Origin of the sequence: Streptantibioticus ferralitis (assembly GCF_029223525.1) — a bacterium.
Lineage (GTDB): Bacteria > Actinomycetota > Actinomycetes > Streptomycetales > Streptomycetaceae > Streptantibioticus_A > Streptantibioticus_A ferralitis.
Genome location: NZ_JARHTQ010000020.1, coordinates 50,573 through 76,018, shown reverse-complemented (window position 1 = coordinate 76,018; position 25,446 = coordinate 50,573). Strand labels below are relative to the sequence as shown.

19 protein-coding genes and 2 pseudogenes are annotated in these 25,446 nt (G+C 68.1%); 15 read left to right on the top strand and 6 right to left on the bottom strand.

Features of this window, described 5'->3' with window-relative positions; genetic code table 11:
* Positions 1-39: 39 nt before the first annotated feature.
* Entirely contained in the window at positions 40-2,199 is a 2,160-nt protein-coding gene (locus tag P2L57_RS26370) for a RecQ family ATP-dependent DNA helicase (protein ID WP_275818572.1), read from the top strand.
* Positions 2,200-2,292: 93 nt separating this feature from the next.
* On the opposite strand, the gene P2L57_RS26365 is transcribed toward P2L57_RS26370, so the two are convergent.
* Positions 2,293-2,496, bottom strand: a complete 204-nt coding sequence (locus P2L57_RS26365) for a hypothetical protein (protein WP_275818571.1) — start codon at positions 2,494-2,496, stop codon at positions 2,293-2,295.
* Between the two features lie 154 nt (positions 2,497-2,650).
* Between P2L57_RS26365 and P2L57_RS26360 the strand changes: the two genes are divergently transcribed.
* The 3 genes from P2L57_RS26360 to P2L57_RS26350 all read left to right on the top strand — a co-directional run bounded on the left by P2L57_RS26360 (position 2,651) and on the right by P2L57_RS26350 (position 8,093).
* Positions 2,651-3,208, top strand: coding sequence for a hypothetical protein (locus tag P2L57_RS26360; protein ID WP_275818570.1), 558 nt, complete (start codon positions 2,651-2,653; stop codon positions 3,206-3,208).
* Between the two features lie 265 nt (positions 3,209-3,473).
* Positions 3,474-3,758: a hypothetical protein gene (locus P2L57_RS26355; RefSeq protein WP_275818569.1), complete on the top strand. Its 285-nt coding sequence runs from the start codon at positions 3,474-3,476 to the stop codon at positions 3,756-3,758.
* 138 nt (positions 3,759-3,896) lie between these two features.
* Positions 3,897-8,093: a NucA/NucB deoxyribonuclease domain-containing protein gene (locus P2L57_RS26350; RefSeq protein ID WP_275818568.1), complete on the top strand. Its 4,197-nt coding sequence runs from the start codon at positions 3,897-3,899 to the stop codon at positions 8,091-8,093.
* 71 nt (positions 8,094-8,164) lie between these two features.
* Here the strand turns inward: P2L57_RS26350 and P2L57_RS26345 are convergent, their stop codons facing one another.
* The gene (locus tag P2L57_RS26345; RefSeq protein WP_275818567.1) at positions 8,165-8,749 is read right to left on the bottom strand and encodes an SMI1/KNR4 family protein; all 585 of its coding nucleotides are present in this window, start codon (positions 8,747-8,749) and stop codon (positions 8,165-8,167) included.
* Between the two features lie 421 nt (positions 8,750-9,170).
* Positions 9,171-9,332, bottom strand: a complete 162-nt coding sequence (locus P2L57_RS26340) for a hypothetical protein (RefSeq protein ID WP_275818566.1) — start codon at positions 9,330-9,332, stop codon at positions 9,171-9,173.
* Positions 9,333-9,613: 281 nt separating this feature from the next.
* On the opposite strand from P2L57_RS26340, the pseudogene P2L57_RS26335 reads away from it, so the two are divergent.
* Positions 9,614-10,057 (top strand): annotated as a pseudogene (locus P2L57_RS26335) (transposase); the annotation flags it as partial.
* A 142-nt stretch (positions 10,058-10,199) separates the two neighbouring features.
* Here P2L57_RS26335 and P2L57_RS26330 read toward each other — a convergent pair.
* A pseudogene (locus tag P2L57_RS26330) lies at positions 10,200-10,590 on the bottom strand (DEAD/DEAH box helicase); the annotation flags it as partial.
* Positions 10,591-10,758: 168 nt separating this feature from the next.
* On the opposite strand from P2L57_RS26330, the gene P2L57_RS26325 reads away from it, so the two are divergent.
* Entirely contained in the window at positions 10,759-12,045 is a 1,287-nt protein-coding gene (locus tag P2L57_RS26325) for a DUF4192 domain-containing protein (RefSeq protein WP_275818565.1), read from the top strand.
* Positions 12,046-12,095: 50 nt separating this feature from the next.
* Here P2L57_RS26325 and P2L57_RS26320 read toward each other — a convergent pair whose 3' ends face one another.
* Positions 12,096-13,406 carry an alpha/beta fold hydrolase gene (locus tag P2L57_RS26320; protein WP_275818564.1) on the bottom strand — a complete coding sequence of 437 codons (1,311 nt, stop codon included), beginning with the start codon at positions 13,404-13,406 and terminating at the stop codon, positions 12,096-12,098.
* A gap of 460 nt (positions 13,407-13,866) precedes the next feature.
* Between P2L57_RS26320 and P2L57_RS26315 the strand changes: the two genes are divergently transcribed.
* The 4 genes from P2L57_RS26315 to P2L57_RS26300 all read left to right on the top strand — a co-directional run bounded on the left by P2L57_RS26315 (position 13,867) and on the right by P2L57_RS26300 (position 18,750).
* Positions 13,867-14,649, top strand: coding sequence for an NUDIX hydrolase (locus P2L57_RS26315; protein WP_275818563.1), 783 nt, complete (start codon positions 13,867-13,869; stop codon positions 14,647-14,649).
* A gap of 254 nt (positions 14,650-14,903) precedes the next feature.
* The gene (locus P2L57_RS26310; RefSeq protein ID WP_275818562.1) at positions 14,904-15,791 is read left to right on the top strand and encodes a FadR/GntR family transcriptional regulator; all 888 of its coding nucleotides are present in this window, start codon (positions 14,904-14,906) and stop codon (positions 15,789-15,791) included.
* A gap of 402 nt (positions 15,792-16,193) precedes the next feature.
* Positions 16,194-17,762, top strand: coding sequence for an RNA polymerase sigma factor (locus tag P2L57_RS26305; RefSeq protein WP_275818561.1), 1,569 nt, complete (start codon positions 16,194-16,196; stop codon positions 17,760-17,762).
* Between the two features lie 136 nt (positions 17,763-17,898).
* Entirely contained in the window at positions 17,899-18,750 is an 852-nt protein-coding gene (locus P2L57_RS26300) for a S1 family serine peptidase (RefSeq protein WP_275818560.1), read from the top strand.
* A 252-nt stretch (positions 18,751-19,002) separates the two neighbouring features.
* Here the strand turns inward: P2L57_RS26300 and P2L57_RS26295 are convergent, their stop codons facing one another.
* On the bottom strand, positions 19,003-19,227 hold the full coding sequence (locus P2L57_RS26295; RefSeq protein ID WP_275818559.1) for a DUF7455 domain-containing protein: 225 nt from the start codon (positions 19,225-19,227) through the stop codon (positions 19,003-19,005).
* Between the two features lie 430 nt (positions 19,228-19,657).
* Here P2L57_RS26295 and P2L57_RS26290 point away from each other — a divergent pair, with 430 nt between their 5' ends.
* The 5 genes from P2L57_RS26290 to P2L57_RS26270 all read left to right on the top strand — a co-directional run bounded on the left by P2L57_RS26290 (position 19,658) and on the right by P2L57_RS26270 (position 25,392).
* Complete coding sequence (locus P2L57_RS26290; RefSeq protein ID WP_275818558.1) at positions 19,658-21,778, top strand: DNA gyrase/topoisomerase IV subunit B; 2,121 nt, start codon at positions 19,658-19,660, stop codon at positions 21,776-21,778.
* A gap of 62 nt (positions 21,779-21,840) precedes the next feature.
* Positions 21,841-22,821, top strand: a complete 981-nt coding sequence (locus P2L57_RS26285) for a GNAT family N-acetyltransferase (RefSeq protein WP_275818557.1) — start codon at positions 21,841-21,843, stop codon at positions 22,819-22,821.
* Between the two features lie 173 nt (positions 22,822-22,994).
* On the top strand, positions 22,995-23,486 hold the full coding sequence (locus P2L57_RS26280) for a CcdC protein domain-containing protein (RefSeq protein WP_275818556.1): 492 nt from the start codon (positions 22,995-22,997) through the stop codon (positions 23,484-23,486).
* Between the two features lie 26 nt (positions 23,487-23,512).
* Positions 23,513-24,688, top strand: coding sequence for a sensor histidine kinase (locus P2L57_RS26275; RefSeq protein ID WP_275818555.1), 1,176 nt, complete (start codon positions 23,513-23,515; stop codon positions 24,686-24,688).
* Positions 24,688-25,392 (top strand): response regulator transcription factor, encoded by a 705-nt coding sequence (locus P2L57_RS26270; RefSeq protein WP_275818554.1) that lies wholly within the window; start codon positions 24,688-24,690, stop codon positions 25,390-25,392. Before P2L57_RS26275 ends, P2L57_RS26270 begins: the two co-directional genes overlap by 1 nt.
* Positions 25,393-25,446: the final 54 nt, after the last annotated feature.

Genomic DNA, 25,446 nt, shown 5'->3' with positions numbered 1-25,446 from the left:
GAATTGGCCGTCGTCCTTGCCATCGGGTTGCATGGGGGCATGGACCATCTGGAGCTCCGCACTGAAGCCGATGCCATCCTTGCTGAGCTCGTCGGTGAACCGGGGGGTTCGGCGCGGTTGCGGGAGGACCAGTGGCAGGCGGTGGCGGCTTTGGTGGAGGAGCGTCGGCGTGCCCTGGTGGTGCAGCGCACCGGCTGGGGTAAGTCGGCGGTGTACTTCGTTGCCACCGCTCTGCTGCGCCGTCGTGGCTCCGGCCCGACGGTGATCGTTTCGCCGTTGCTGGCGCTGATGCGTAACCAGGTCGAGTCGGCGGCGCGGGCCGGTATCCGGGCGCGGACGATTAACTCGGCCAATCCGGAGGAGTGGGACACCATTTATGAGGAGGTCGAGCGCGGCGAGACCGATGTTCTCCTTGTAAGTCCGGAACGTCTTAATTCTGTGGATTTTCGCGATCAAGTGCTACCCAAGCTCGCGGCCACGACCGGTCTGCTGGTGGTGGACGAGGCGCACTGCATTTCCGACTGGGGACACGACTTCCGCCCTGACTACCGCAGGCTGCGGGCGATGCTGGCCGAGCTTGCCCCCGGCGTGCCGGTGCTGGCCACCACCGCGACCGCCAACGCGCGGGTCACTGCGGATGTGGCCGAGCAGCTTGGTACCGGTGCCGGCCAGGCCCTGGTGCTGCGCGGCCCGCTGGAGAGGGAGAGCCTGCGGCTGGGTGTGGTCCAGCTGCCGGACGCCGCGCACCGCCTGGCCTGGCTCGCCGAGCACCTGGACGAGCTGCCGGGTTCCGGGATCATCTACACGCTGACGGTGGCCGCGGCCGAGGAGGCCACCGCCTACCTGCGGCAGCGCGGCTTCCAGGTCGCCTCCTACACGGGGCGCACGGAGAACGCTGATCGGCAGCAGGCCGAGGCCGACCTGCTGGAGAACCGGGTCAAGGCGCTGGTCGCGACGTCGGCGCTGGGCATGGGCTTCGACAAGCCGGACCTGGGCTTCGTGCTCCATCTCGGCTCGCCGTCCTCGCCCATCGCCTACTACCAGCAGGTCGGCCGCGCCGGGCGCGGCGTGGCCCACGCCGATGTCCTGCTGCTGCCGGGCAAGGAGGACGAGGCCATCTGGCGCTACTTCGCCGATACCGCCTTCCCACCCGAGGCGCAGGTCCGCCAGACCCTCTCGGCCCTCGCGGATGCGGGACGGTCGCTGTCCGTGCCAGCCCTGGAGGCTGTGGTCGACCTGCGGCGCACCCGTCTGGAGACGATGCTCAAGGTGCTCGACGTGGACGGGGCGGTCAAACGGGTGAAGGGCGGCTGGATCTCCACCGGCGAGCAGTGGGTCTACGACTCCGAGCGGTACTCCTGGGTCGCTCGGCAGCGGGCGGCCGAGCAGCAGGCTATGCGAGATTACGTGAGCACGTCCCAGTGCCGGATGGAGTTCCTGCGCCGACAACTGGACGACGAGGGGGCGACCCCGTGCGGCCGTTGCGACAACTGTGCAGGGGCCTGGGCCGATTCCTCCGTTTCGGCGGAGTCGCTGACCGGAGCGGCAAAGGAACTGGATCGCCCGGGGGTGGAAGTTGAGCCGCGTCGGATGTGGCCGACGGGGATGCCCGCACTGGGCATCGACCTCAAGGGCCGTATCCCGGCCAAACAGCAGTGCTCCACCGGGCGCGCCTTGGGGCGGCTCTCGGATATCGGCTGGGGCAACCGGCTGCGCCCGCTGCTGGCTGAGAACGCGCCCGATGGGCCGGTCCCCGACGATGTCCTGCGGGCTGCGGTGGTGGTCCTCGCCGACTGGGCGCGCTCTCCGGGGGGCTGGGCGTCGAATGTTCCGGACGCCGCTGCCCGGCCGGTGGGAGTCGTCGCTGTGCCATCCTTGGCGCGCCCGCAGCTGGTGGGTTCCCTCGCAGAGGGCATTGCAACCATCGGCCGCCTCCCCTTCCTGGGCACACTGACGTACACCAGGCCGAGCGGCGTGCACGCGGCACGGCGCAGCAACTCCGCTCAACGTCTCAAGGCGTTGTCCGGCACCTTCACCGTCTCCGAGGAGCTGGCTGGTGCCCTGGCGCGCTCTCCAGGCCCTGTCCTGCTCGTGGACGATTACACCGATTCCGGCTGGACCCTCGCAGTCGCTGCTCGCCTGCTCCGCCAGGCGGGAAGCGAACAGGTGCTTCCGTTGGTTCTCGCTTCGGCAGGCTGAGCTTCCCATTCTGTTGGGGCGGCCAAACTCGTTGTCAAGGTGCCGCGTTCGAGTCAGTGTCGTTCCAGTTCAGCCAACCACCCCTCTACCTGGTTAATCGAGGAACGAGCGGCTCTTGCAGGTCCCCACCTGCCAGGTAGGTGTGGCCTGCCAGCCCTTGTGCGGCAGCGCCAACTCCGGCTCGAAACCAGGCAGTGGCGCGTCCGGCAGTATCTCCTCCTGGGACACCGCCGACTTACCGGGCATGTCGGGCAGGCGGCAGAGCCACGCCCTCACCCAGCTTGCTGTGGTGGTCAACAACCGCATCCCGTACCTCATATTGCCGAGTAATAAGCAGCCCTTTTCTCTTTTGTCTGGCATGTTCTCTACGCTCCTTTATTCGCGCGAATATTTACACATGATCAGATAGCATCGTCGGGGTAGAAAACTGAAGAAAACGGGAGGGGTTCATGTGAAGACGTCTCTGCGTCTCGGTGTCGTCGCTGCTGCTCTGCTCAGCGCTGTAGCGGCGATACCGACTGCGTCTGCGGCCGATCTGCCGTCGGTGAAGACCGACGCGCCGCTTCAGACGGTGAAGGCGGCGGGGTTCAACGTCGACCGGCACGCAAAAGCCGGGACGGCCAAGATCCTTACAGCGAACGCCCAGTTAGCAGCGGCATCCGCGAACGTGTGCGGTGCGGGGTACACGATCTCCACGGGGGCGTGGCGCTACGGCACTTGGGGCACCACCTACACCTGGACGAACGGGAACACGACGGGTCCGAACTACGAGGACAGGCCGATCTGCGCGGTGTTCTTCAACGACACCGGATCCGCCCACTACATGGGGGTGCGCCTGAGCACGAACTACACCTCGATCGGCCCGGTACGGAACTTCGGCACCTTCAGCTCATACGCGGGACCGGTGTACCAGAGCAAGGGCTACTGCGGCACCGTCTACTCCTACATGAAGGCGCCGAACGGGGCTGTGGTGGTCGACAACGATCAGACGGTCGGTGCTTGTGACTGAGATCCCCTCACGACGGGCCGTGGCCCTTTTGGTGACCGGCACCGCTTTGGCGGTGACGGCTGCCGCCGTGTCCGGGTGTAGCGCGTTGACGGGCGGTGATGCGAAGCCGCAGCTCTCCTCGGGCCCGTACGGGTCGACGTGGAGACCGTCCGCGCCTGCTGTTGAAACGGCGCCTTCGCCGTCGAGCACACCGACTCCCACATCCTCTCCGACTGATGTCGCGGCCTCCCCGACGCGTGCGCCGCAGCATGAGGGTGACACCACTGTGTTCACTTTCGGGGATGTGAAGGTGCGGGCGACGCCGAACTCTGCCGGCGTGTACACGGCGATCGATATCCCCAACCGGTCCAAGCGGCAGTTGTCGTTCGAGATCACGCTGCGGGTGACCGGTCCGGGCGGCTACGAGGCGCTGATGAAGCGCAGCTACGTCGGCATCCTGCCCAGCGACGACGCCCGCGATGCCGGCCTGCTGATCGACCGCAGCCATGCAGCAGTGCCGCAGCACCCGGTAGTGAGCATCATCGCCTTCAGCCAGAGCTATTACGACTAAAGGAGCCGCGTGTTAAACGGCCACAGAGTAAGCGCGGTAGCGGCAATCGCCGCTACCGCGACTCTCGCCGGGCTGATACAAGCCCAGCCATCAACAGCGAAACCCACCCAGCCTTCCCAGACCCAGATCACGGGAGCGGTGAAGGACCCGGACAAGACTCTCGGCAAGAGATGGCGCAGTTCCACCGAGCAGGCGGTGACGTCAGCCGCCGACAGTGACGGCCTGCACCTGCTGGTCGCCGACGGCAAGAACGCCTATGCCTGGAAGACCGCAGCCGTCCTGAGCGAGCCGGGGATGCCCGCCGATACGTGGATCGGCAACCAGTGCGTCATCGACCACGACCATGCCGCCGTCGTCTATGCGCCACGCACGTTCACCAACCGGCAGGACCTGATGACCGGCGGCGCGTTCACCGCGATCGTGAACCTGACTACCGGCCAGGTCACCAAGATGCCACTGACGGCGTCGCTGGCGTACTTCGACCCGTCCTGTAACCCGGCGACGCATACGGCGGCGTTCACGGCGTTCCGTGACAACAAGACGCATCTGGTGACTGTCGACACCTCCGGTAAGGCGGTGGCGGACACGACGGTGGGCGGCGAGGTCACCTCCGCTGTGCCGACGCCGGATGGCGTGGTCGCCGGTGTCGGGAACCGCTTGGTCCGCGTCGACCATGCCGGGCATGTGAAGGATCTGGCGGCGACGAGCAAGACGCCATTCGACATTCAAGCGACCGGCGCCAATACGGTGGCGTTCCTCGACCGGCACGGCAGCAGCAGCGCGCAGGTGAAGGTCTGGGATGGGCATCATGCCGCGGGGCTAGCGTCGGGAAAGCTCGGCGACTTGACACTGAAGCAGTCGGGCGGCGGCCGGGTGTTCCTCGTCGGCCGTGACGCGACGGCTACGCGCCTTGCCAGGAGTGCGGTCACCGCGATCGACGGCAACCCCGACGGCGATGTGTCCACTGGCGGCAGCATGGTGGTCGATCCGGTCATCTCCCCCGCGGCGGAAGCTGGCTTGGCGAACATAAGCGGTGCCGGACGCGGCTTCACCGAGTCCCAGACTCCGCCGCGCGCACCGCGCGGGAAGAACATCAGCCACGACCTGACGATCACGGCGACAGCGACCAGCAGCGGCACGGCGACGTCCCAGAGCCTCAAGGCCCCGGGCAAGGTGGGCGGCGGCCAGGTCTCCCCGGAGCTTGCCGGGACGCCCAGTGCCGTGAAGCCCAAGACGGCAGCGGCAGCCTCCGGCAACGCCAACGATCCGGTGGATGAGGACCGTTGGTGCTCGGTTCCCCGCAACGACATCCATCAGCAGGCGCTCCAGCCCACCCCGAACCAGGTGGAATGGGCCGTGGACTTGGCCATTCGCGGGGATCTGCACTCCAGCTACCTCACCCAAGGTGACTGGCGGTCCCAGACCGGTATGGCCACGATCGACCCGCAGACGATGTTCCCGCCGCCGACACTGGCTGGCGGCGGCCGGATCCCGGCACAGATCGAGCTGGGCATCCTCGCGCAGGAGTCGAACCTGTGGCAGGCCGAGTCCGGATCGATCCCCGGCCAGATGGGCAACCCCCTCGCTGCTCTGGCCGGTTTCTACGGCCACAAGGGCAGCAACCCGTCGGACTACTGGAAGATCGACTGGACCAAATCCGACTGCGGCTACGGGGTCGGACAGGTCACCGACGGCATGCGCATGGCCGGTCACGAAAAGCCTGGAGAGACCGCGCTACCGGCCGATGAGCAAAAGGCCATCGGGCTCGACTACGCGACCAACATCGCCGCCTCCCTCCAGATCCTCGCGGCCAAGTGGAACGAGCTGCACAAAGCCGGTCAGACGATCGCCGTGAACAACGATGACCCGTCGCGGCCGGAGAACTGGTTCACCGCCGTGTGGAACTACAACCTCGGCTTCAACCCTCCTACGCCGCACAGCAACGACCCCTGGGGGCTCGGCTGGTACAACAACCCCGCCAATCCGATCTACCCGCCCTCCCGGCTGGCGTTCATGGACACCACTTTGGATCCGAAGGCCAACCATGACGCCGCGCACCCGCAGGACTGGCCGTACGAGGAGAAGGTGATGGGCTGGGCCGCCTGGTCCATCGACACCGGTTTCTCCTACTCCACCTCCGGGCGGCAGGACTGGCCCGGAGAATCCGGTTTCAGCTCCGCCGGATTCCGGCCCGCATGGTGGAACAGTGACGCCGAACGCTCAGCGATCAAACCCCCGCTGGACACCTTCTGTAACGCCAGCAACGCCTGTGATGTCTCTAACCCGCCGCCGTGCGAGACGCAGCACATCGACGGCTGCGACATCCTGCACTGGTGGAGCCAGCCCAACGCCACATGGAAACCCGACTGCGCCACGTCGTGCGGTCATGAGGCGATCAAGTACACGACGTTTATCAACGAGCCGGGCCGGGGCTACCGGCTCCAGCACGGCACGCCGGACTGCGCGAACGCGCCGGCGAACGCGTCGGTGGTCGATTCCGCGCCAGCGGGGGTCGATACGTGGTCCAGTTGCGGGAAGACCACATCGAACGGAACGTTCCAGTTCACCTTCGCCCCGGACAGCGACGGCAAATACGAGGGGAAGGGCGACCTTCACCAAGTAGGGGGTGGCTGGCAGGGGCACTTCTGGTACGCGCATGCCCGTAACGCCGACCACTTGGGAGGCGACGGGGGCCCCATGTTGGTGTTGGGCGACTGGAAGCTGAACGCCCCGCTGTCCGGCGGTCAGGGCCAGATCTGGGCACACATCCCCGACACCGGGGCGCAGGCCCACGACGTCGTCTACTCGATCATCACGCCGTTCGGGACGTATCACAAAACGATCGACCAGGGGCTTTACGAGGCGAACGCATGGGTGTCACTGGGGGCGTACCGGTTCAACAACTCGATCCCGGAGGTGCAGTTGGCCAACGACACGCCCGGCGGCACCGGCGACCTGGATGTGGCATGGGATGCGATGGCGTTCGTTCCCGGTGACTTCAGCGGCATGCCACGCGTCGACTTCCCGGCGGAGAACCCGAACCTGCCGGATATCGACGAAGTTGCTGCCCAGACTCCGGACACCGCTCCGGCGCCGGTAAACGCCGACACCGCCAAGAACGTCACTACCGCGATGAAGGCCACCCTCGGTGCCGACAAGGCCAAGCAGACGGCGGCGAAGTGTTCGGCGCCCGACAAGTCCGGCCAGCAGATATGCATCGGGCCCTTCCAGAGCCAGCCGTCCGGCGGGGCCAAGCCGAAGGTGAAACCCCACGCGGCTGGGGCCGCTTCCGAGCCGGTTCCGTGGTGCAAGACGGCCCCGGGATCCAAGTACCAGTACACGCGCACCCAAGGCTGCATACGCGGCGGCTACGCGCTGAACGTGCTCAAGAACGGGGAGGTGATCGGCGGAGGGAACGTCAAGATCGTTCAGGAGATCCTGCTCACCCCCACCTCGAACAACTTCTCGGTGTGGACCGAATTCTCCCTGCCTGACCTGACAGGCGTCCCCGAAGCGACGCTGGACTCCTATCTCGACACCTGCTGGGCGACGGCCGACTGCACGAACACGAACCTCGGCGCATGGAGTGGCGCAACGACGTGGACCAACGGCGACGCACACACCGCTGCGCGCACCGATACCTTCAGTTGGAACACCGTCTCCAACGGTCAGTCGACACTCGGATTCACCTGGGACACCACCTGGAGCGCGCCCGGCACGTCGACCACGGCCAACAACAGTTGGAGGGACCAGGCGTACAACATCCGCTGCGACAACCAAGTCGGCGGGAACACCGGGTGTATCTTCCCGACGGCTACTCCGACGCTGTTCCTGAACACCGACAAGTACCCGGCGGCAGCGGCCTACTACTGGGTGATGGCGGAGAAGCTGGCCTCGCACCCGGGCAGCAAGAAGTACAACAAGCCGCTTCACCGCCTCGCGGACGACACCACAGCGAAAAACAACCGCAAGATCGTCTGCGACAGCACCTTCAACCCGCCGTCGACCGCGATCGGCAAGAGCTGTGACGAGTATCCCTTCGCGAAGTCCCGGGAAAGCGGAGGTATGACCCTCACCTCTGGCAACGCGTGCGTGCAGATGTACGCGACAAAGAACCCCGACGGCACCTACACCCTCAACCTCGACCCGAGCTACCCATACCCGACGTGGCAGGAAATCTGCGGCCGGGCGGCCGTCACCACCACCCAAAACACCGCTGCCGGCGGCGATCTCGGACGGTTCACCACCGCCATGCGATTGTTGGACAACGACGAGTATTTCGTACGCACCGGCTTCGAGAACTGCACCCTGGACGAGGTCTGCAACATCAACTGAGCTGACGGCGCGGTGAAAACACGCGGCCCCCTGGACGTAATCCGTTCAGGGGGCCCCTCGCATGCCACCGGTCATCCGAGCACGACGCTCCAGCGCAGGATCCGGCCGTCCTCCACCGACGGCTGCATGTCGACTGGCCGAAGCGGAGTGCCGCCCTCCGTAGAGGCGTACACCTGCTCCCACATGACGTCCATAGACGGCCACAACGGTTCGTACTGCGGGCTGCCGTACGACAGCAGGCCGATCTGTCCCTCGTGCTGCTCGCGGTGGTCAAGGAAGACGATGTCGCCGCAGATGTCCTCAGCGAACGGCACCCATCGCGGGTGCACCATGATGCCGAGGACTAGATCTTCCTCGTCTTCTTCCCGCGCGCCCTCCAGGACCGCGAGCACGTTGCGGTGTGCGGCGATGATCCCTTCGGTGGCCAAAGGGCTGTAACCGAACAGGAAGGCCCCCGGCTGCGCCCCGCCGCTTCGGGAGGAGGTTCCATTGTGGAGCTTCAGCAGGTCCTTGAGGTCGGGGTGGAGGGGGAAGCCCAGGGCTTCTTCGAGGTGATCTATCTCGGCGGCGGTGGCGGGAGGGAGGAGCCACGCGGCGTCTGCGGGGGCATGCTCGCTCAGCCAGCCCTCGAAGCGCTGCCACAATTCCTTGTTCAAAGGTGTCTTCCTTACCGGGACTCTTGCAGAAGGGGCCGGCCTTCACGCCGGGGCTGAACGCATCTCAGGATTGCTCTGACCTGCACCTTGGAGCAGGTGTTTGTGCTGCTCGATATACGGGCTGACGCAACGGGATGCTAGTACTGTCGACGCGCCCGCCGGCCAGCTGCTTGACCTCGGTACTGCGGCGGATCAGCAAGCGATGGGCGCAGCCGTCTGCCGGTGCCTGGTCTGGGAGGGTGACCGTGAAGCCTAGCGAAGGAGATCGTCAGCGGAACGCCGCGCTGGAGATCATGGAAAAAGTACCTATGACCGTGCCGCCCTTGATCACCGTTGCGGGATGAGAATCCGGGGGCGTGATGAGGCTGATACGGGGGTGGGGTGTGTCTCCCGCCTGCTGATGCGAGGAGACACACATCTATCAGGGCCTGCTTCCGTGACGGAAGGCGCGTTCCGGGGAGCGTGGAGTGACGTTGTCGAAGGGCTCGAACCAGGCTGGGGCACGCAGATCGCCGATGCCCAGGCGCCGGTTGGCCTCTCCCTGAGGATTCTCGATGCCGTCGAACCGGTCGGAGTAGAGCATCAACACGTCGTGGTCTTGGAAGAGGAGGTCTGAGTAGCCGTCCCAGTCGTAGTCGTCCCGGTGCTTGGGCAGGGAGGCGGATCGGAGCGTTGGTGGGTCAGTACGTCAGCTTCGAGGAACGCAGCGCCGAACTCGACCGACGAATCAGGGCCCAGACCCGGGTCGTCGCCATCGCCCTCAGTGTGGCGGTCAGGCAGGTCGCCTCACTTGATCTGTGCCTGGCGGAGGCGGAGACATTATTGGAGCGATTAATCGCTCCTGTGCAGGCCGAGCTGAACGCGATGCTCGAGTCCAAGAGGGAGACGACTGCCCGTCAGGCGACAGACGATACGGCGCAGAAGAGGTCCGCCCAGCTGGTCGAGCTTGCAGCCATGGCACGCAGGACCTTGGATGACCTGCCGCCGGAACAGCAGAAGCAGTTGATGGCCATGATCGATATCAAGGTGACCTTCCTGGAGCCGTCTCGGCGGCGGCGCAACGGGCAGCCCTGCGCGAAAGCAGCCGGGTTCGCCGAGAGGCAACTACCAGTCCCGCTGCTGACCGATGAGGGGTGGACGAAGATCGCGCCCATGATCACCCACAAGCCCCGAGGGGTCAGCCCCCGACTGGTGATGACAGGAATCCTCTATAGAGTTCGCACGGGCGCCTCCTGGAGCGATCTCCCAGCGCTGTTCGGTCATACCATGACCCTCCAGACCTACTCTGCCCGCTGGCGCGAGTCTGGTTTATGGGAGACCGCAATGCAGGCTTTGGCGGCTGCCGAGAGCACGCGACTGCCGACGCCGTCTCAGCTGAGAACCCGCGTCGAGTGCTCCATCGAGCCTGAGAACCTGCTGAACAACAGCTGGAGTTCAAAGTTCGGAAAACTAGAGCGTCGGGGCTTACCAGCAGTACATCCACTTCGCCCGCGGCGACTTCTGCTTGTACGGCGTCCCATTCTTCGGTGTTGGCGGAGTTGGTGGTGCGGGCCCGGATGCCCGCCCGTTCAGCGGCCTCGACCTGGTTGCGCATGAGGGCGAGCAGGGGGGGAGACGATCACCGTCGGTCCGCTGCCGCGCTCCCGCAGCAGAGCCGTGGCCACGAAGTAGACCGCGGACTTGCCCCAGCCGGTGCGTTGCACGACCAGCGCTCTGCGCTGCTGTGCGACCAGGGCTTCGATCGCCCGCCACTGGTCTTCGCGCAGCCGCGCGGAGCCGGTGGTGTCACCGACGAGACGGCCGAGCACGGCATCGGCGGCGGTACGCAGGTCTTCGCTCATGCCCCCCATGCAACCTGATGCCACCGACAAAGCGCGAACCCGAGCCGGGGCCTTGTGGATAACCGGTCCCTCGAACCGGTGACGAACATCCGAACAGTTCATCGCATGAATCCGGGAGGTTATCCACAGGGCTGGCGGGCCAGCGGCACACCGCGGGATCTTCGGCGCATGACACAACACATCGAATCCTCGTCATCCCGCCCGTCCCGTGAGCCGCGCGTCACTCTCCGCGGTCCCGCCGATCTGGCCGAGGCCCTGCCCTTCCTTCTGGGCTTTCACCCGGACGACAGCATTGTCATGGTCGCGTTGCACGGTGCCCGCGGCCGCTTCGGCGGCCGACTGCGACTCGGGATTCCGGCCGACCCCGGTGAGTGGCGCGATGTCGCAGCGCAACTCGCCGATTGCCTGGTGGGAGGAGCAGGCCGCAGTGGCCGTCCCGACGGCATCGCGGTGTTCCTCTGCCAGGATCCGCTGCCCGGTGAGAGCCCGCAGCAGGCCATGGAGCGGCTACGCCCGCTCGCCCAGCATCTGCGCACCGCGTGCGGAGCTCTCGACGTGCCGGTCCTCGAAGCCCTCTGTGTCTGCGACGGCCGATGGTGGTCGTACTGCTGCCCGGACATCGGCTGCTGCCCGCCTGAGGGGACGCGGATTCCGCGGGACGGGACATCAGTCATGGCCGCCGCCGCGGCTTACGCCGGTATCCAAGTACGCGGATCTCTAAGGGAGATGGAAGCCCGCTACGCACCGCTCGGCGCGCCCCGGGCCGACCCCCAGGAAATCGCCCTCGATCAGGCCTGTGCCGAGCTCGTGCCGCGCATGCTCGGCGACGGCGACATCCTGACCGTTCGGGAGGAAACCCTGGCCCTTGCCGAGGTAGCCCTGCAGCGCTTCCGTACCGCCCCGGCGGACTCCGACGACGCGACGGGTGACGCCCATGACGACGCTCTTCTGGACGATGTCGAAGCGGCCGCGATCATCCTCGGTCTGCAGGACCGTGAGACCCGGGACCAGGCGGCGGAGTGGATGGAGGGGCGGGACGCCGCTCCCGCTCTGCGACTGTGGCGCGCCCTGGCACGGCGCTGCGTCGGTGCGTATGCCGACCATTCCGCCGCTCCGCTCACACTGGCCGGTTGGGTCTGCTGGTCCACTGGGGACGAGCCCGCCGCGCGGGTGGCCTTCGGGCGGGCGCTTGACGCCGATCCCGACTACACCTTCGCCAAACTGCTGCACCGGGCCTGCAACCACGGCTTGGACCCGGAGCCGCTGCGCCAGTGCCTGCGGCAGGAGCGCGGGAAGCGTCTGACGCGTGCCGCGGCCAACGGACGGCCGACGGGGCCGGGGACCGGTCCCAAGGGCCGCCCGGCCGCGGACGCTCGCCCTGCCGCCCGACCGGGCCCCCGCGGCCGGGCAGCTCGCCCGGCCCGTACGAAGAAGGGAGATGACGGCGGATGCTGAGTCCCCTGCGGGAGCGGACCCAGCCACCCCATGGTGTTGGCGGGCGCTTTCTACAACTCGCCTCGTACCAGACGGATCATCCGGTCCAGCACCCTGCCGCCGCTCACCCGCAGCCCATCGTGCTCGTACTCGTCGGTGACCCAGGTACGCAGCCCCCGGACCGCCGCGGCGGTCGCCAGCGAGTCGGCGGTGTCGACGTACATGTCGTCGTGGTAGACGGCCGCCGCGACGGGCACGTCGTTGCGGGACAGCTGCTCACCGTCGTACAGATCCGGCCAGTCCTCACGCAGCGCCAGGAGTTGGGCCGTTTCCCGCAGCGGTTCGAGCGCGGGATCGGTGCGGAACATCCAGGGGTAGATCATCTCTCCGGTGAACAGCACCGGGCCGTCGCCGGAGAGCGCCTTGTCCACCTCGAACTGCGGGAACTCCGCGCGGACCGTCTCCGCGGCCCAGCCCGTGCACTGGCTGGAGACCGACCGCTGGCCGTAGATCGATTCGTGCAGCACCGCATAGAGCGGATTGCAGGCGAAGGACAGATGACCCTGCACCTCGGAGAGGAACGAGTCGGAGAGTGTGGGCTCGCCGGACCCGGGGAGGAAGGCGTCCTCCAACAGGTAGTGCAGTGTGTGCGATCCGTTGCTCGTCCCGAGCATGATCCCCAAGGACTGGAAGGCCGCTGGCGTCAGCGATCCGCCGTCGGGCAGCAGCACCTGGTTGTCGCGCAGGTGGCGCACCACGTCGCGGGCGATGTCGGCATCCTGCGGATAGCGTTCGTAGTGGCTCCGGTTCTTGCGCGCGACGCGGGGGTACGCGGCCCGATAGACGTCCTGCGCATCACAGCGCAGCCCCGCGAGCCCGCCGGTGATGAACGCCTCCCGCAAGCCCTGTGGCGCGAACGACAGATAGGTCAGCGTGCAAAAGCCGCCGAAACTCTGGCCGAGCAGCGACCACTGACCATCCTCGCCCAGCAGCTGGCGGCGGATCAGTTCGCAGTCGGCCACGATGGAGTCGCCGCGGAAGTGCGCCAGATACGCGGCCTGCGCGGCGGCGTCACCGCGGCTCGGGAGCGTCTGTCGGTTCGCCGGGGTGGATCGGCCGGTGCCCCGCTGGTCGAGCAGCAGTACCCGGTAGTCGTCGAGCGCCCGAGTCAACCAGCTGTCCCTGCCCAGCGGGCGAGGAGAGCGCCCGCCCGGCCCACCCTGCAGGAACAGCAGCCAGGGCAGCGGCTCCCGTTCCCGGCCCACCGCCACCACTTCGCGGGCGTAGACCTCGATCTGCTCCCTGCCGGGGTGGGCGTGGTCCAGCGGGACGCTGAACGTGTGGTCGGTGAGCACGGCGCCGGGCTGGCGAAGGACGGCCATCGTTCTCCTCAGGCTGGTACGGCTGGGTCAGGCTGGCGGCTGGTCGCGTGCGGCGCCTGTGTCAGGCGTCTGATCGGAACGGTAGACGGCCGCGGCGCCAGTGGTTCATCCGGGCGCGGTCAGTACCCGGGGGCAGCGCCGATATCCGGCCGGAGGGCGGCGCTCTGGCGGCGTCGAGCGCCTCTGGCAACTCGCTCGCGCCGCGCTCACGGCCGGCGGTCCCAGGAGGCGTCGCGCTCACGGTCGGCCGTCGAAGGGGCGTCGTGCTCACGGCCGGTGTTCGAAAGGGCGGCGCTGGTACACGACCAGGGCGGTCCAGCCCGGTAGGCCGTGACACGCCCGGTCGCGGTGGGGCGCGACCGCCCGCGCCCGGTACCGCCCGAGCAGAGGCGATCCCGCCCGGCGCCGCGCATGCCCGGAACCGGATGTTTATCGTCAGTGAGACGACTATGATCACGCCATGTCGCCCTACGACCCGTCGGCCCATCCGCCCTTCGCCGTTACCGTCGATCTGGTCGTGCTCACCGTGCGTCAGCACGCGCTGTGCGCGCTGACCGTCCGCCGGGGCGAACCTCCCTTCCAGGGGCGGTGGGCGCTGCCCGGGGGCTTCGTCAGGCCCGACGAGAACCTCGCCGAGGCAGCGGCCCGTGAGCTCGCGGAGGAGACCGGGCTGCGCGCCCAGCAGCCTGCCCCGGCCACCTCCGGCGCCCCGGGGCCATACGGCACCGGAGGGGCGCACCTGGAACAGCTCGCCACCTACGGTGACCCGCAGCGCGATCCCCGGATGCGCGTGGTCAGCGTCGCCCACCTGGTGCTCGCGCCCGACCTGCCGGCTCCCCGTGCCGGAGGCGATGCGCGCAGCGCGCGATGGGCTCCCGTCGACGATCTGCTGCAGGCCGAAGGCGGTGCGCCAGAGGAGGAGCAGCGCGCACAGCTCGCCTTTGACCATGCCCGGATCCTCGCTGATGGAGTGGAACGGGCCAGGTCGAAGATCGAGTACTCCTCGCTGGCCACTGCCTTCTGTCCACCTGAGTTCACCGTCGGCGAACTGCGCAGGGTCTATGAGGCGGTGTGGGGGGTGGCGCTCGACCCGCGCAACTTCCACCGCAAGGTGACCGGAACACCGGGCTTCCTGGTCCCCGCCGGCGGCACGACGACGCGCCAAGGAGGCCGTCCCGCCCAGCTGTTCAGGGCGGGCGGCGCCACTCTTCTCAACCCGCCGATGCTACGCCCCGAGCTCTGATCCGGGCGTTCGCATCTCGCCAACTTCTGTGCTCCGCTGGTGTGTTGCGAGTCTCATGAGTCGACTCCCCTACCGTACAAGGGCGTTCGGCCACGCGGTGAGTCCGGCAGTCGTGTCGATGTGTCCGTAACTCCCCAGAGAAAGCACGTTTCTTTACGATAAAGCGTCAATTATGCGGTGAGGGGCGATCACCCTTTCGTGTGCTTTTCAGCAAAGCCCTCAAGGCCGCCGGGGACATCGCCGACAAAGGATGCGTGACTACCCTTGCGCACACCATGATGACCGCGGCCCGCCCCGTCGACCCTGGCCTGGCCGGGCATGGAGAGCTCGACCGCTATCCGTACGCGGACGCCCCTGGCGGCGACCGCCCCGGAACCCCCAACTGGGATGGGGTGGATACCGAGATGGGCCGGGTCGGACGCCGCGCCGGAGGCAGCCGGGGACGCGGCCTGCACGGCCAACTCGTCCAGCAACTCGGCCAGATGATCGTCTCCGGCGATCTCGGCGCCGACCGCCCGCTCGTCCCCGAGGAGATCGGCCAGCGCTTCGAGGTCTCCCGCACCGTCGTCCGTGAGTCGCTGCGCGTCCTGGAGGCCAAGGGCCTCGTCAGCGCCCGGCCCAACGTCGGCACCAGGGTCCGCCCGGTCAGCGACTGGAACCTGCTCGACCCGGACATCATCGAGTGGCGGGCGTTCGGCCCGCAGCGTGACGACCAGCGCCGCGAACTGTCCGAACTGCGCTGGACCATCGAGCCGCTCGCCGCCCGGCTAGCGGCCGGCCACGGGCGCGAGGACGTCCAGCAGCGCCTCGCCGACATGGCCGAGATCATGAGCCATGCCGTCGCCCAGGGAGACTCGCTCACCTTCTCCCGCGCCGACGCCGAGTTCCACGCCCTCGTCCTGCAGATCACCGGCAACCGGATGCTGGAGCACCTGTCCGGCATCGTCTCCTCGGCGCTGCAGGTCTCCGGCGGCCCGGTCACCGGGTGCGACCGTCCGACGGACGCCGCGGTCGGGCTGCACCTGGCGGTAGTGGACGCACTGGCGACCGGGGACGGCCCGGGCGCTGAGGCCGCCATGCGGCAGCTGCTCACTCCGCACCCCGAGGTGGACCGCGTCGTTCCGGCGCCACGCGAGCACTGAACACGGCGGCTGGCCACACCGCCGTGCCGGCCGCGTACCGCCGCACGAGGACTGTCCCGCCGCCGGGCGATTCCTCCGCCGTCTCCGTGCGCCGACGTCCCGACCGCCGCCAGGCCCCCACAAAAGGGTCCGGCGGCGGCCGTCTTCGGTGGAAGTGCCGGGCTACGCGCTGGTTTACGCTGAATTACGGTGTGACACGGGCCACGCAAGACCCGCGTAACACTCGTAGGAGAGGCGCGATGACCTAAGAGGTGGTGCCGCAGAAGGAATACGGACGACATCGCAGATGCTGTGTTGCTGTGCGGTCCCGCCTCCACCGCCGGACCATCCCCGCCGGCGGCCGATCCCCTGCCGAGTGCAGGCGCGGTCGGAAGTCGTTCCCATCGTTCCGAGAGGTTGTTCGTGTCGGCCAGCACATCCCGTACGCTCCCGCCGGAGATCACCGAATCCGAGTCTCTGATGGCGCTCATTGAGCGGGGTAAGGCACAGGGCCAGATCGCAGGCGACGACGTCCGTCGGGCCTTCGAGGCGGACCAGATTCCGGCAACCCAGTGGAAGAACGTTCTGCGCAGCCTCAACCAGGTCCTCGACGAGGAGGGTGTGACGCTGATGGTCAGTGCCGCAGAGGCGCCCAAGCGCACCCGCAAGAGCGTCGCAGCCAAGAGCCCGGCGAAGCGTACTGCCACCAAGACCGTCGCCACCACGGCGACCACGGTCAAGAAGACCGCTGCTGCCAAGACCGCCGCCGCCCCGTCGGCCACCGCGGAGGTCGCCATCGAGGCCGACAGCGCCGATGAGGCCGCGGCCGCCAGGACGGGCGCGAAGAAGGCCGCCGTCAAGAAGACCGCGGCCAAGAAGGCTCCGGCCAAGAAGGCGACCGCCAAGAAGACCGCGGCGAAGAAGACCGAGGACGAGCTCGTCGAGGCCGACGAACTGCTGGACGACGCCGCCGCGCCGGGCAAGCCCGGTGAGGCCGGTCCCGACCAGCCCGAGTCCGAGGGCTTCGTGCTATCCGACGACGACGAGGACGACGCGCCCGCCCAGCAGGTCGCGGCGGCCGGTGCCACCGCCGACCCGGTCAAGGACTACCTCAAGCAGATCGGCAAGGTGCCGCTGCTCAACGCGGAGCAGGAAGTCGAGCTCGCCAAGCGCATCGAGGCGGGCCTGTTCGCGGAGGACAAGCTCTCCGCTGCCGACAAGCTCGCGCCCAAGCTGCAGCGCGAGCTGGAGATCATCGCCGAGGACGGCCGCCGTGCCAAGAACCACCTGCTGGAGGCCAACCTCCGCCTCGTGGTCTCGCTGGCCAAGCGCTACACCGGTCGCGGCATGCTCTTCCTCGACCTGATCCAGGAGGGCAACCTCGGTCTGATCCGCGCGGTCGAGAAGTTCGACTACACCAAGGGCTACAAGTTCTCCACGTACGCCACTTGGTGGATTCGGCAGGCGATCACCCGCGCCATGGCCGACCAGGCCCGCACCATCCGTATCCCGGTGCACATGGTCGAGGTCATCAACAAGCTCGCCCGTGTGCAGCGCCAGATGCTCCAGGACCTGGGCCGCGAGCCCACCCCGGAGGAGCTGGCCAAGGAACTCGACATGACCCCGGAGAAGGTCATCGAGGTCCAGAAGTACGGCCGCGAGCCGATCTCCCTGCACACTCCGCTCGGCGAGGACGGCGACAGCGAGTTCGGTGACCTCATCGAGGACTCCGAGGCGGTCGTCCCGGCCGACGCGGTCAGCTTCACTCTGCTGCAGGAACAGCTGCACTCCGTCCTGGACACCCTCTCCGAGCGTGAGGCGGGCGTGGTCTCCATGCGCTTCGGCCTCACCGACGGCCAGCCGAAGACGCTGGACGAGATCGGCAAGGTCTACGGGGTGACCCGCGAGCGGATCCGCCAGATCGAGTCCAAGACCATGTCGAAGCTGCGCCACCCGTCCCGTTCCCAGGTGCTGCGGGACTACCTGGACTAAGCCTCCGTATCGCCGCCTCTCGTGGGCCCGGAACCTCCTTCCTGAGGTTCCGGGCCCACAGGCTTTTCCGGATGCGGCGCGGCCTTGGGTGAATGACGCTGAGTGTCCCAACCGTTCCGGATGGTCAGGAGACCGTATGTGCACCAGACCCCGCCGTCGGACGGCCGCCGCGGTGATCGGTGGACTCGCACTCTTCGCGGTAGGCATGCCGCTCATCGCCCCCGCCACCGCGTTCGCCGCAGGGACCGGAGAGCGCCATGAACGAGTCATAGGCGGCCACCCGACCCGCACCACGGCGCATCCGTGGGTGGTGGCCCTGACAAGCCGAGAGCGCTTCGGTGTCGATCGGTCCGGCCAGTTCTGCGGCGGCGCCCTGATAGCACCGAAGGTCGTGCTGACGGCCGCCCACTGCTTCGGCCGTGACGTCCTCGGCGCCGACTGGCGGGCCATCCACGACCTGCGGGTCGTGGCCGGCCGGTCGAACATGCGCAGCCACCAGGGGCGGGAGTTCCCGGTGCGCCGCGTGTGGATCAACCCGTCGTACAACCCGCGGACCAACGACGGTGATCTCGCCGTGGTCCGCCTGGACCGGGCGGTTCCCGGGCGGGCCATCCGCCTGGCGGGCTCGGGTGACATGGGCCTATACCACGAGGAGCGCGCAACGGTGTACGGCTGGGGCGACACCAGCGGGCATGGCAGCTACTCGCCGATACTGCGGGCCGCACGGGTGCGGCTGATATCGAGCGACCAGTGCGCGCACGCGTATCCGGGCAGCATCGCCGGTACGTACCTCCCCGCGTCCATGGTGTGCGCGGGAGAGTCACAGGGGGGACGGGACGCCTGTCAGGGCGACAGCGGGGGCCCACTCGTCGCCCACGGCCGCCTTGTCGGACTGGTCTCCTGGGGGACAGGCTGCGGTGAGGCAGCGCATCCGGGGGTGTACACCAGGGTTTCCGCTTTCGCTCGCCTTATCGGGCCCTTCCTGTAGCGAACGCTCCATCACGCGCAGGTCGTGCGCCGGCCGGTCGTGTCGAGCGCCCCAAAATGCGCCGTGGGTAATCGCCCGTTACTCGGCGTGCGTCAATCCGCCATGTCGTAACGCGGGGATAGTGGAACGTTTTGCGTTCGTATGCCTACGGACAGTGATCCGGAATAGCCCTGAGCGGCCACCCCGCGACGGGGTGGCCGCTCAACGCACCGGTTGTGCCGGTCCGAGCTCGTCGTATGCGATGTGCGGGGATCAGTCTTCGACGACCGCCGCGGGAGCGGCGTTGAGCCGTCCAGTCTCGTCCTGTATTTCCGCAGCGATCTTCTTCAGTTCCGGCTCGAACTTGCGCCCGTGATGCGCGCAGAACAGGAGCTCGCCACCGCTGATGAGAACGACGCGCAGGTAGGCCTGGGCGCCGCAGCGGTCGCAGCGGTCTGCGGCAGTCAGCGGGCTTGCGGGGGTCAGAACAGTAGTCACGTCGCCTCTTCTCTAGCTCGACGAGCTGTCGTACCAGGGTCAACATCCAACCAGGCCGAAAACGTTCCCGCTCGTGGCTTTTCCTCGAAAGTTGGGCCCGAGGCGGCCGGATGGTACCGGTTGGCGGCGAATAGGAATTAAAGAGTCAGTTGTGATATTTGGGGCATATGTCGGGTTTTCGCCTCCCGGCAGGGTTGCCGGTTGTTGGTGAGGACGTGCCCGGAGCCTAAATGGTTCATGCCTACTTGGGAACGTGATGTGCCTATCACTCGAACGAGGTATCGAACGTGCGATCGAGCTCGGGCTAGCATAAACGGCGAAGCCGGGTCGCGGCGAGGTCGCCCTGTCAGGCATCGGTACCCTCTCATCGGCGAACAACCACAACTGCCAACCCCGGAAACGGTTGCAAGAATTGCGAGGAGCTGCCCGCGTGACCGCCGACACATCAGCGCCGTCCACCGCCCTGCTGAGCGGCGCGGACCGCGACGGCTCGAACTACACCGCGCGGCACCTGCTCGTCCTGGAGGGCCTGGAGGCCGTCCGTAAGAGGCCGGGCATGTACATCGGATCGACCGACAGTCGCGGCCTGATGCACTGCCTGTGGGAGATCATCGACAACTCGGTCGACGAGGCGCTGGGCGGCTACTGCGACCACATCGAGGTGCTACTGCACGACGACGGCTCCGTGGAGGTCCGGGACAACGGCCGGGGCATCCCGGTGGACGTGGAGCCTAAGACGGGCCTGTCCGGCATCGAGGTCGTGATGACCAAGCTGCACGCCGGCGGCAAGTTCGGCGGCGGCTCCTACGCCGCCTCCGGCGGTCTGCACGGCGTCGGCGCCTCGGTGGTCAACGCGCTGAGTGCCCGCCTTGACGTCGAGGTCGACCGCAGCGGCCACACCCACGCCATCAGCTTCCGCCGCGGTGTGCCCGGAATCTTCACCGAGCCCGGACCGGACGCGCCGTTCGACCCGGCCAGCGGGCTGCGCAAGACGAAGAAGATCACGAAGGCCCGCACCGGCACCCGGGTTCGATACTGGGCCGACCGCCAGATCTTCCTCAAGGACGCCAAGCTCTCCCTGGAGCACCTCCACCAGCGCGCCCGCCAGACGGCGTTCCTGGTTCCGGGGCTGACCATCGTCGTCCGGGACGAACGCGGCCTGGACGAGGACACGCCGGCGGAGGAGGTCTTCCACTTCGACGGCGGCATCAGCGAGTTCTGCGAGTACCTGGCGCCCGACAAGGCCATCTGCGACGTGCTGCGGCTGCGCGGCGAGGGCACGTTCAAGGAGACCGTGCCGGTACTCGACGAGCGCGGCCACATGACGCCCACCGAGGTCACCCGCGATCTCGGGGTCGACATCGCGCTGCGTTGGGACGCGGGATACGACACCACCCTGCGCTCGTTCGTGAACATCATCGCCACGCCCAAGGGCGGCACCCATGTGTCGGGCTTCGAGCGGTCCATCACCAGGACCGTCAACGAGGTGCTGCGCTCGACCAAGCTGCTGCGGGTCGCCGAGGACGACGTCGTCAAGGACGACGCGATGGAGGGCCTGACAGCGGTGGTGACCGTACGGCTCGCCGAACCGCAGTTCGAGGGGCAGACCAAGGAGGTCCTGGGCACCTCCGCCGCCTCCCGGATCGTCGCGAACGTCGTGGCCAAGGAGCTCAAGGCCTTCCTGACCTCCACCAAGCGGGACGACAAGCAGCAGGCGCGCGCGGTGCTGGAGAAGGTCGTCGCCGCCGCGCGGACCAGGATCGCGGCCCGTCAGCACAAGGAGGCGCAGCGCAGGAAGACCGCGCTGGAGTCCTCGTCCCTCCCGGCGAAGCTCGCCGACTGCCGCAGTGACGACGTCGACCGCACCGAGCTGTTCATCGTCGAGGGGGACTCGGCGCTCGGCACGGCCAAGGTGGCACGGAACTCCGAGTTCCAGGCGCTCCTGCCGATCCGCGGCAAGATCCTCAACGTACAGAAGTCGTCCGTCTCGGACATGCTGAAGAACGCCGAGTGCGGGGCGATCATCCAGGTCATAGGTGCCGGATCGGGACGCACCTTCGACATCGACCAGGCCCGCTACGGGAAGGTCATCTTCCTGGCGGACGCCGATGTCGACGGCGCGCACATCCGCTGCCTGCTGCTCACCCTCTTCCAGCGGTACATGCGGCCGATGGTGGAGGAGGGGCGGGTCTTCTCCGCGGTGCCCCCGCTGCACCGCATCGAGTTGACCAACCCCAAGAAGGGCCAGGACAAGTACATCTACACGTACTCCGACAGCGAGCTGCGGCAGACGCTGCTGGACCTGCAGCGCAGGAACGTCCGGTTCAAGGAGGGCATCCAGCGGTACAAGGGTCTCGGTGAGATGGACGCCGACCAGCTCGCGGAGACCACGATGGACCCGCGGCACCGCACCCTGCGCCGGATCAACATCAGCGACCTGGAGGCCGCCGAGCAGGCCTTCGACCTCCTGATGGGCAACGAGGTCGCGCCGCGCAAGGAGTTCATCACCAACGCGGCCGCCACGCTGGATCGTTCCCGTATCGACGCGTAGCGGACACCGGGCAGCGGAAAACCGTATGCGGGTGCCCGGCTCAGGGCGTACCGTGCGCCGTCATGGAGCTGATCATCCGTCCCTTCCGGCCCGCTGACGCCGAGGCCGCCGCCGGTGTGCGCGATGTGGTGGCTCCCTACCTCGTCACGACGCCGCAGGTCATGGCGTGGCGCGCCGCTGAGGCTCCCGCCGCCCAGCGGTACCGGATGTTCGTCGCCGAGATCGCGGAGCGGCGAACAGCGGGCTCCTTCGGGCCGGTTGGCGATGCAGGACGATCCAGCCACCGGATCGTCGGGGTCGCCGCCACCGGGTTGATCTACGAAAGCAGCGCGCCCGGCCAGGCGTTCGCGAATCTTCAGGTGCTTCCCGATGTGCGTGGGCAGGGGGTGGGCACCGCGCTGCTCACGGCCGCCGAGGAGTACCTCGCGGGTCTGGGAGCCGTCACCGTGTTCGCCTGGGTGGTCGCAGAGGAGTCCTCGCTCGACTTCGCGCGGCGGCGTGGCTACCGTCCCGGCCGGTCGGCGAGTTTCCAGCGCCTCGACCTGGCGGGCGGCGCGCTGCCCGCGGTTCCCGAAGTGCCTTTCGGGTACGCGCTGCGCACCGGCGCCGACTTCGCGGCCGATCCCCGCCCGCTGTACCAGGCGGACGCGGAGGCGGCGGCGGACGAACCGGGTGACGCCTCCGCCGACGCCATGGGGTACGACGACTGGCTCGCCCAATACTGGGCCGCGCCGGACCTGGACCGGGAGTTGACCACGGCCGTGGTGGCGGACGGGACCGTGGTCGCCTTCAGCCTGGCGCACACCGACGGCCGCAGTCGCTACGCGTCGGGGATGACGGGAACGCGGCGCAGGTGGCGAGGCCGGGGGCTGGCGAAGTTGGCGAAGGCCAGTTCCCTGCACCGCGCCCGGGCGGCGGGATATACCGAGGCGTTCACTGCCAACGACACCGGCAATGGGCCGATGTTGGCCGTCAACGCGTGGTTCGGCTACCGGCAGTGCGCTACCGAGACGAGGTACGCGCTCTCCCTCACCGGTGAGTAGCCGCCGCGGCTGATCGTTTCTCCCCGGCCATCGGCAGGTCTCTCCACCCACGGGTGGAGAGGCGATCTCCACCCGGACTCAACCCTGGATCCGATCTGCGAGGCGCCTCGGCTCCGTACCGTCGTGAGCATCTGGTTTTCCTCGTACTTCCTCGCAGCTCGGAGGCGTTTTCCATGTCCGGTCTTGCCGATGTCGCGGTGATCATCGCGGTTGTCGTGCTGGTGCTGGTACGACAGCTCAAACCGCAGAAGGTGGCGGACGGCTCGCGCTGGTGGGTCCTTCCGGCGGTGCTGGTCTTCCTGTCGGTGCGGCACTCGGGCCTGCTCGACGCGCGCCATGAGGCGCTGTCGGTCGGCCTGCTCGCGGCCGAGATACTGGTGGGAGCCGGAATGGGCGCGGCCTGGGCGTTCACCACCCGGGTGTGGCGGGAGAACGACGGTGCGGTGTGGGCCAAGGGCACCAAGGCGACCGTGGCCGCCTGGACCGGCGGGGTGGTGCTGCGAATAGGTCTGGCGGGTCTGGGCGCGGTGCTGGGCGTGCACCAGGGCAGCGGAGCGACCATGCTGGCGTTGGCGGCGACCTTGCTGGTCCGCACCGGACTGGTCGTGTGGCGGGCCCGTGAACTGGAGCAGCCCGCGTACCGTGTGACCGCCGCCGCACCGTGACACCGAACACGGCGGAGGGAGCCTCCGTGCCGCTGAGCTTCTGGACAGCCTGGCCCTCCCAGGAAGCCCTGTCCTGGGAGAGCCGGACGACCGCGCACCGGGTCCTCGGCTGGGTGATGCGGCTGCTGATCCTGGCCGGAGTGCTGTGGGGGGCCTTCGCCCAGGGGCAGATCACCGGGTGGCGCCCGCTCTGGCTGGCGACCGCGATCGCGGCGGCAGCAGTCCTCATCGTGTGGGGCCTGATGCGGGTCACGCTGCAGCACCGGATCTGGCCCGCGCTGGGGTTGCTGGGTCTGTTGTTCGCGGGAGCGTTCGTCGCGCATGTCCAGCATGCGGGGTACGCCGCGACCGTGCTGTGGTGCGCCTGCGCCGTACTCGCGATGGAGCGGCTGCCGCTCGGGGTGGCGATTCCGTTGACCTGCGCCGCCCTTGGGGCCTATGCGCTGTTGGCGAGCAGGGACAACTGGCTGACCACGGTGTTCACCGCGGCGGGTCTCGGGTTGGTCGGCTATGTGGTGCGGTTGGACAAGGAGGCCCGGGGAAACACCCAGCGGTTGCTGGCCCAGGAACGGGCCGCACGGTCCGCCGAGGCGGAAACGGCGGCGCTGCGTGAACGGGGCAGGATCGCCCGGGAGATCCACGACGTGCTGGCACACAGCCTGTCGGCGCAGATGGTGCATCTGGAGGCGGCGCGGCTGCTGATCGAGCGCGGCGGCGGACAGGAGGAGGTGCTGGAGCGGGTGGTGTCGGCTCGCCGGATGGCCCGCCAGGGACTGGCCGAGACCCGGCAGGCGCTGTCGGCGCTGCGGGGCGAGATGACCCCGGCCGAGGACTTTCTGCGCGAGCTGGTGGAGTCCGAGGGGGCCCGGCTGAGGATCAACGGAGAGCGCAGGGATCTGCCGACGGAGGCGGGGCTCGCCGTGCGGCGGGTGGCTCAGGAGGCCGTGACCAACGCGCGGAAGCACGCGCCCGGGGCGAAGGTCGCGATCCGGCTCGAATATCTGCCGGGGGAGGTGGAGTTGGAGGTCCGCGACTTCGGCGGACGGCCTGTGGACAACCAGCCTGTGGATAACGCACTGGGTGCCTCGGGTGCGGGTTACGGTCTGCTGGGAATGCGTGAACGCGCCGAGTTGCTCGGCGGGACGCTGGAGGCGGGACCGGCCGAGGAGGGGTTCGTGGTGCGACTGCGGGTGCCGGCGTAATGGCAGGGCGAGTGACACGGGTGGTGGTCGCCGATGACCAGACCGTGGTCCGGGAGGGCATCGTGATGCTGCTGGGGCTGCTGCCCGGACTGGAAGTGGTGGGTGCGGCGGCCGATGGGGAGGAGGCGGTGCGACTGGTGGCGGAGAAGGCCCCGGACGTGGTGCTGATGGATCTGCGGATGCCCCGGTGCGATGGGGCTGAGGCCACTCGGAGGATCCGGCGCGACCATCCGGAGACCCAGGTGGTGGTGCTGACGACGTTCGCCGATGACGATTCGCTCTTCCCGGCGCTGGAGGCCGGGGCGCGCGGATATCTGACCAAGGACGCGGGCGGCGAGGAGATCCTGCGGGCCATCGAGGATGTGATGTCGGGCGAGGCGGGACTGTCGCCGAAGGTGCAGCGCCGCCTGCTGGAGCGGTTGGCCCAGGGGCAACCGGCGGTCGAGCGGGGCGGCGGACCCGGGCGCGAGGGCCGCGGGGAACCGGACGAACCCCCGGACGGGCTGACGGCGCGCGAGGCCGAGGTGCTGGTGCTGGTGGCGGAGGGTCTCTCCAATGCCGAGATTGCCGCGAAGCTCTACGTCAGCCCGGCGACGGTGAAGACCCATATCAACAACCTCTTCTCGAAGATCGGGGCACGGGACCGGGCGCAGGCGGTGCGCTATGCGTTCCGGCAGGGGATCGGGCGAGCCGCGCGGGAGTGAGCGGCGCTGGCGGGCGCCGGTGACACAGCGGTCGGAACCGCTCGCGGGGATGGG

What these genes read in the sequence shown, in the direction of transcription:
- P2L57_RS26315 (WP_275818563.1), top strand. Translation starts at nt 13,867, where the DNA reads ATGTCGCCCTACGACCCGTCGGCCCATCCGCCCTTCGCCGTTACCGTC.
- P2L57_RS26280 (WP_275818556.1), top strand. Translation starts at nt 22,995, where the DNA reads ATGTCCGGTCTTGCCGATGTCGCGGTGATCATCGCGGTTGTCGTGCTG.
- P2L57_RS26370 (WP_275818572.1), top strand. Translation starts at nt 40, where the DNA reads ATGGACCATCTGGAGCTCCGCACTGAAGCCGATGCCATCCTTGCTGAG.
- P2L57_RS26320 (WP_275818564.1), bottom strand. Translation starts at nt 13,406, where the DNA reads ATGGCCGTCCTTCGCCAGCCCGGCGCCGTGCTCACCGACCACACGTTC.
- P2L57_RS26300 (WP_275818560.1), top strand. Translation starts at nt 17,899, where the DNA reads ATGTGCACCAGACCCCGCCGTCGGACGGCCGCCGCGGTGATCGGTGGA.
- P2L57_RS26325 (WP_275818565.1), top strand. Translation starts at nt 10,759, where the DNA reads ATGACACAACACATCGAATCCTCGTCATCCCGCCCGTCCCGTGAGCCG.
- P2L57_RS26270 (WP_275818554.1), top strand. Translation starts at nt 24,688, where the DNA reads ATGGCAGGGCGAGTGACACGGGTGGTGGTCGCCGATGACCAGACCGTG.
- P2L57_RS26285 (WP_275818557.1), top strand. Translation starts at nt 21,841, where the DNA reads ATGGAGCTGATCATCCGTCCCTTCCGGCCCGCTGACGCCGAGGCCGCC.
- P2L57_RS26340 (WP_275818566.1), bottom strand. Translation starts at nt 9,332, where the DNA reads ATGCTCTACTCCGACCGGTTCGACGGCATCGAGAATCCTCAGGGAGAG.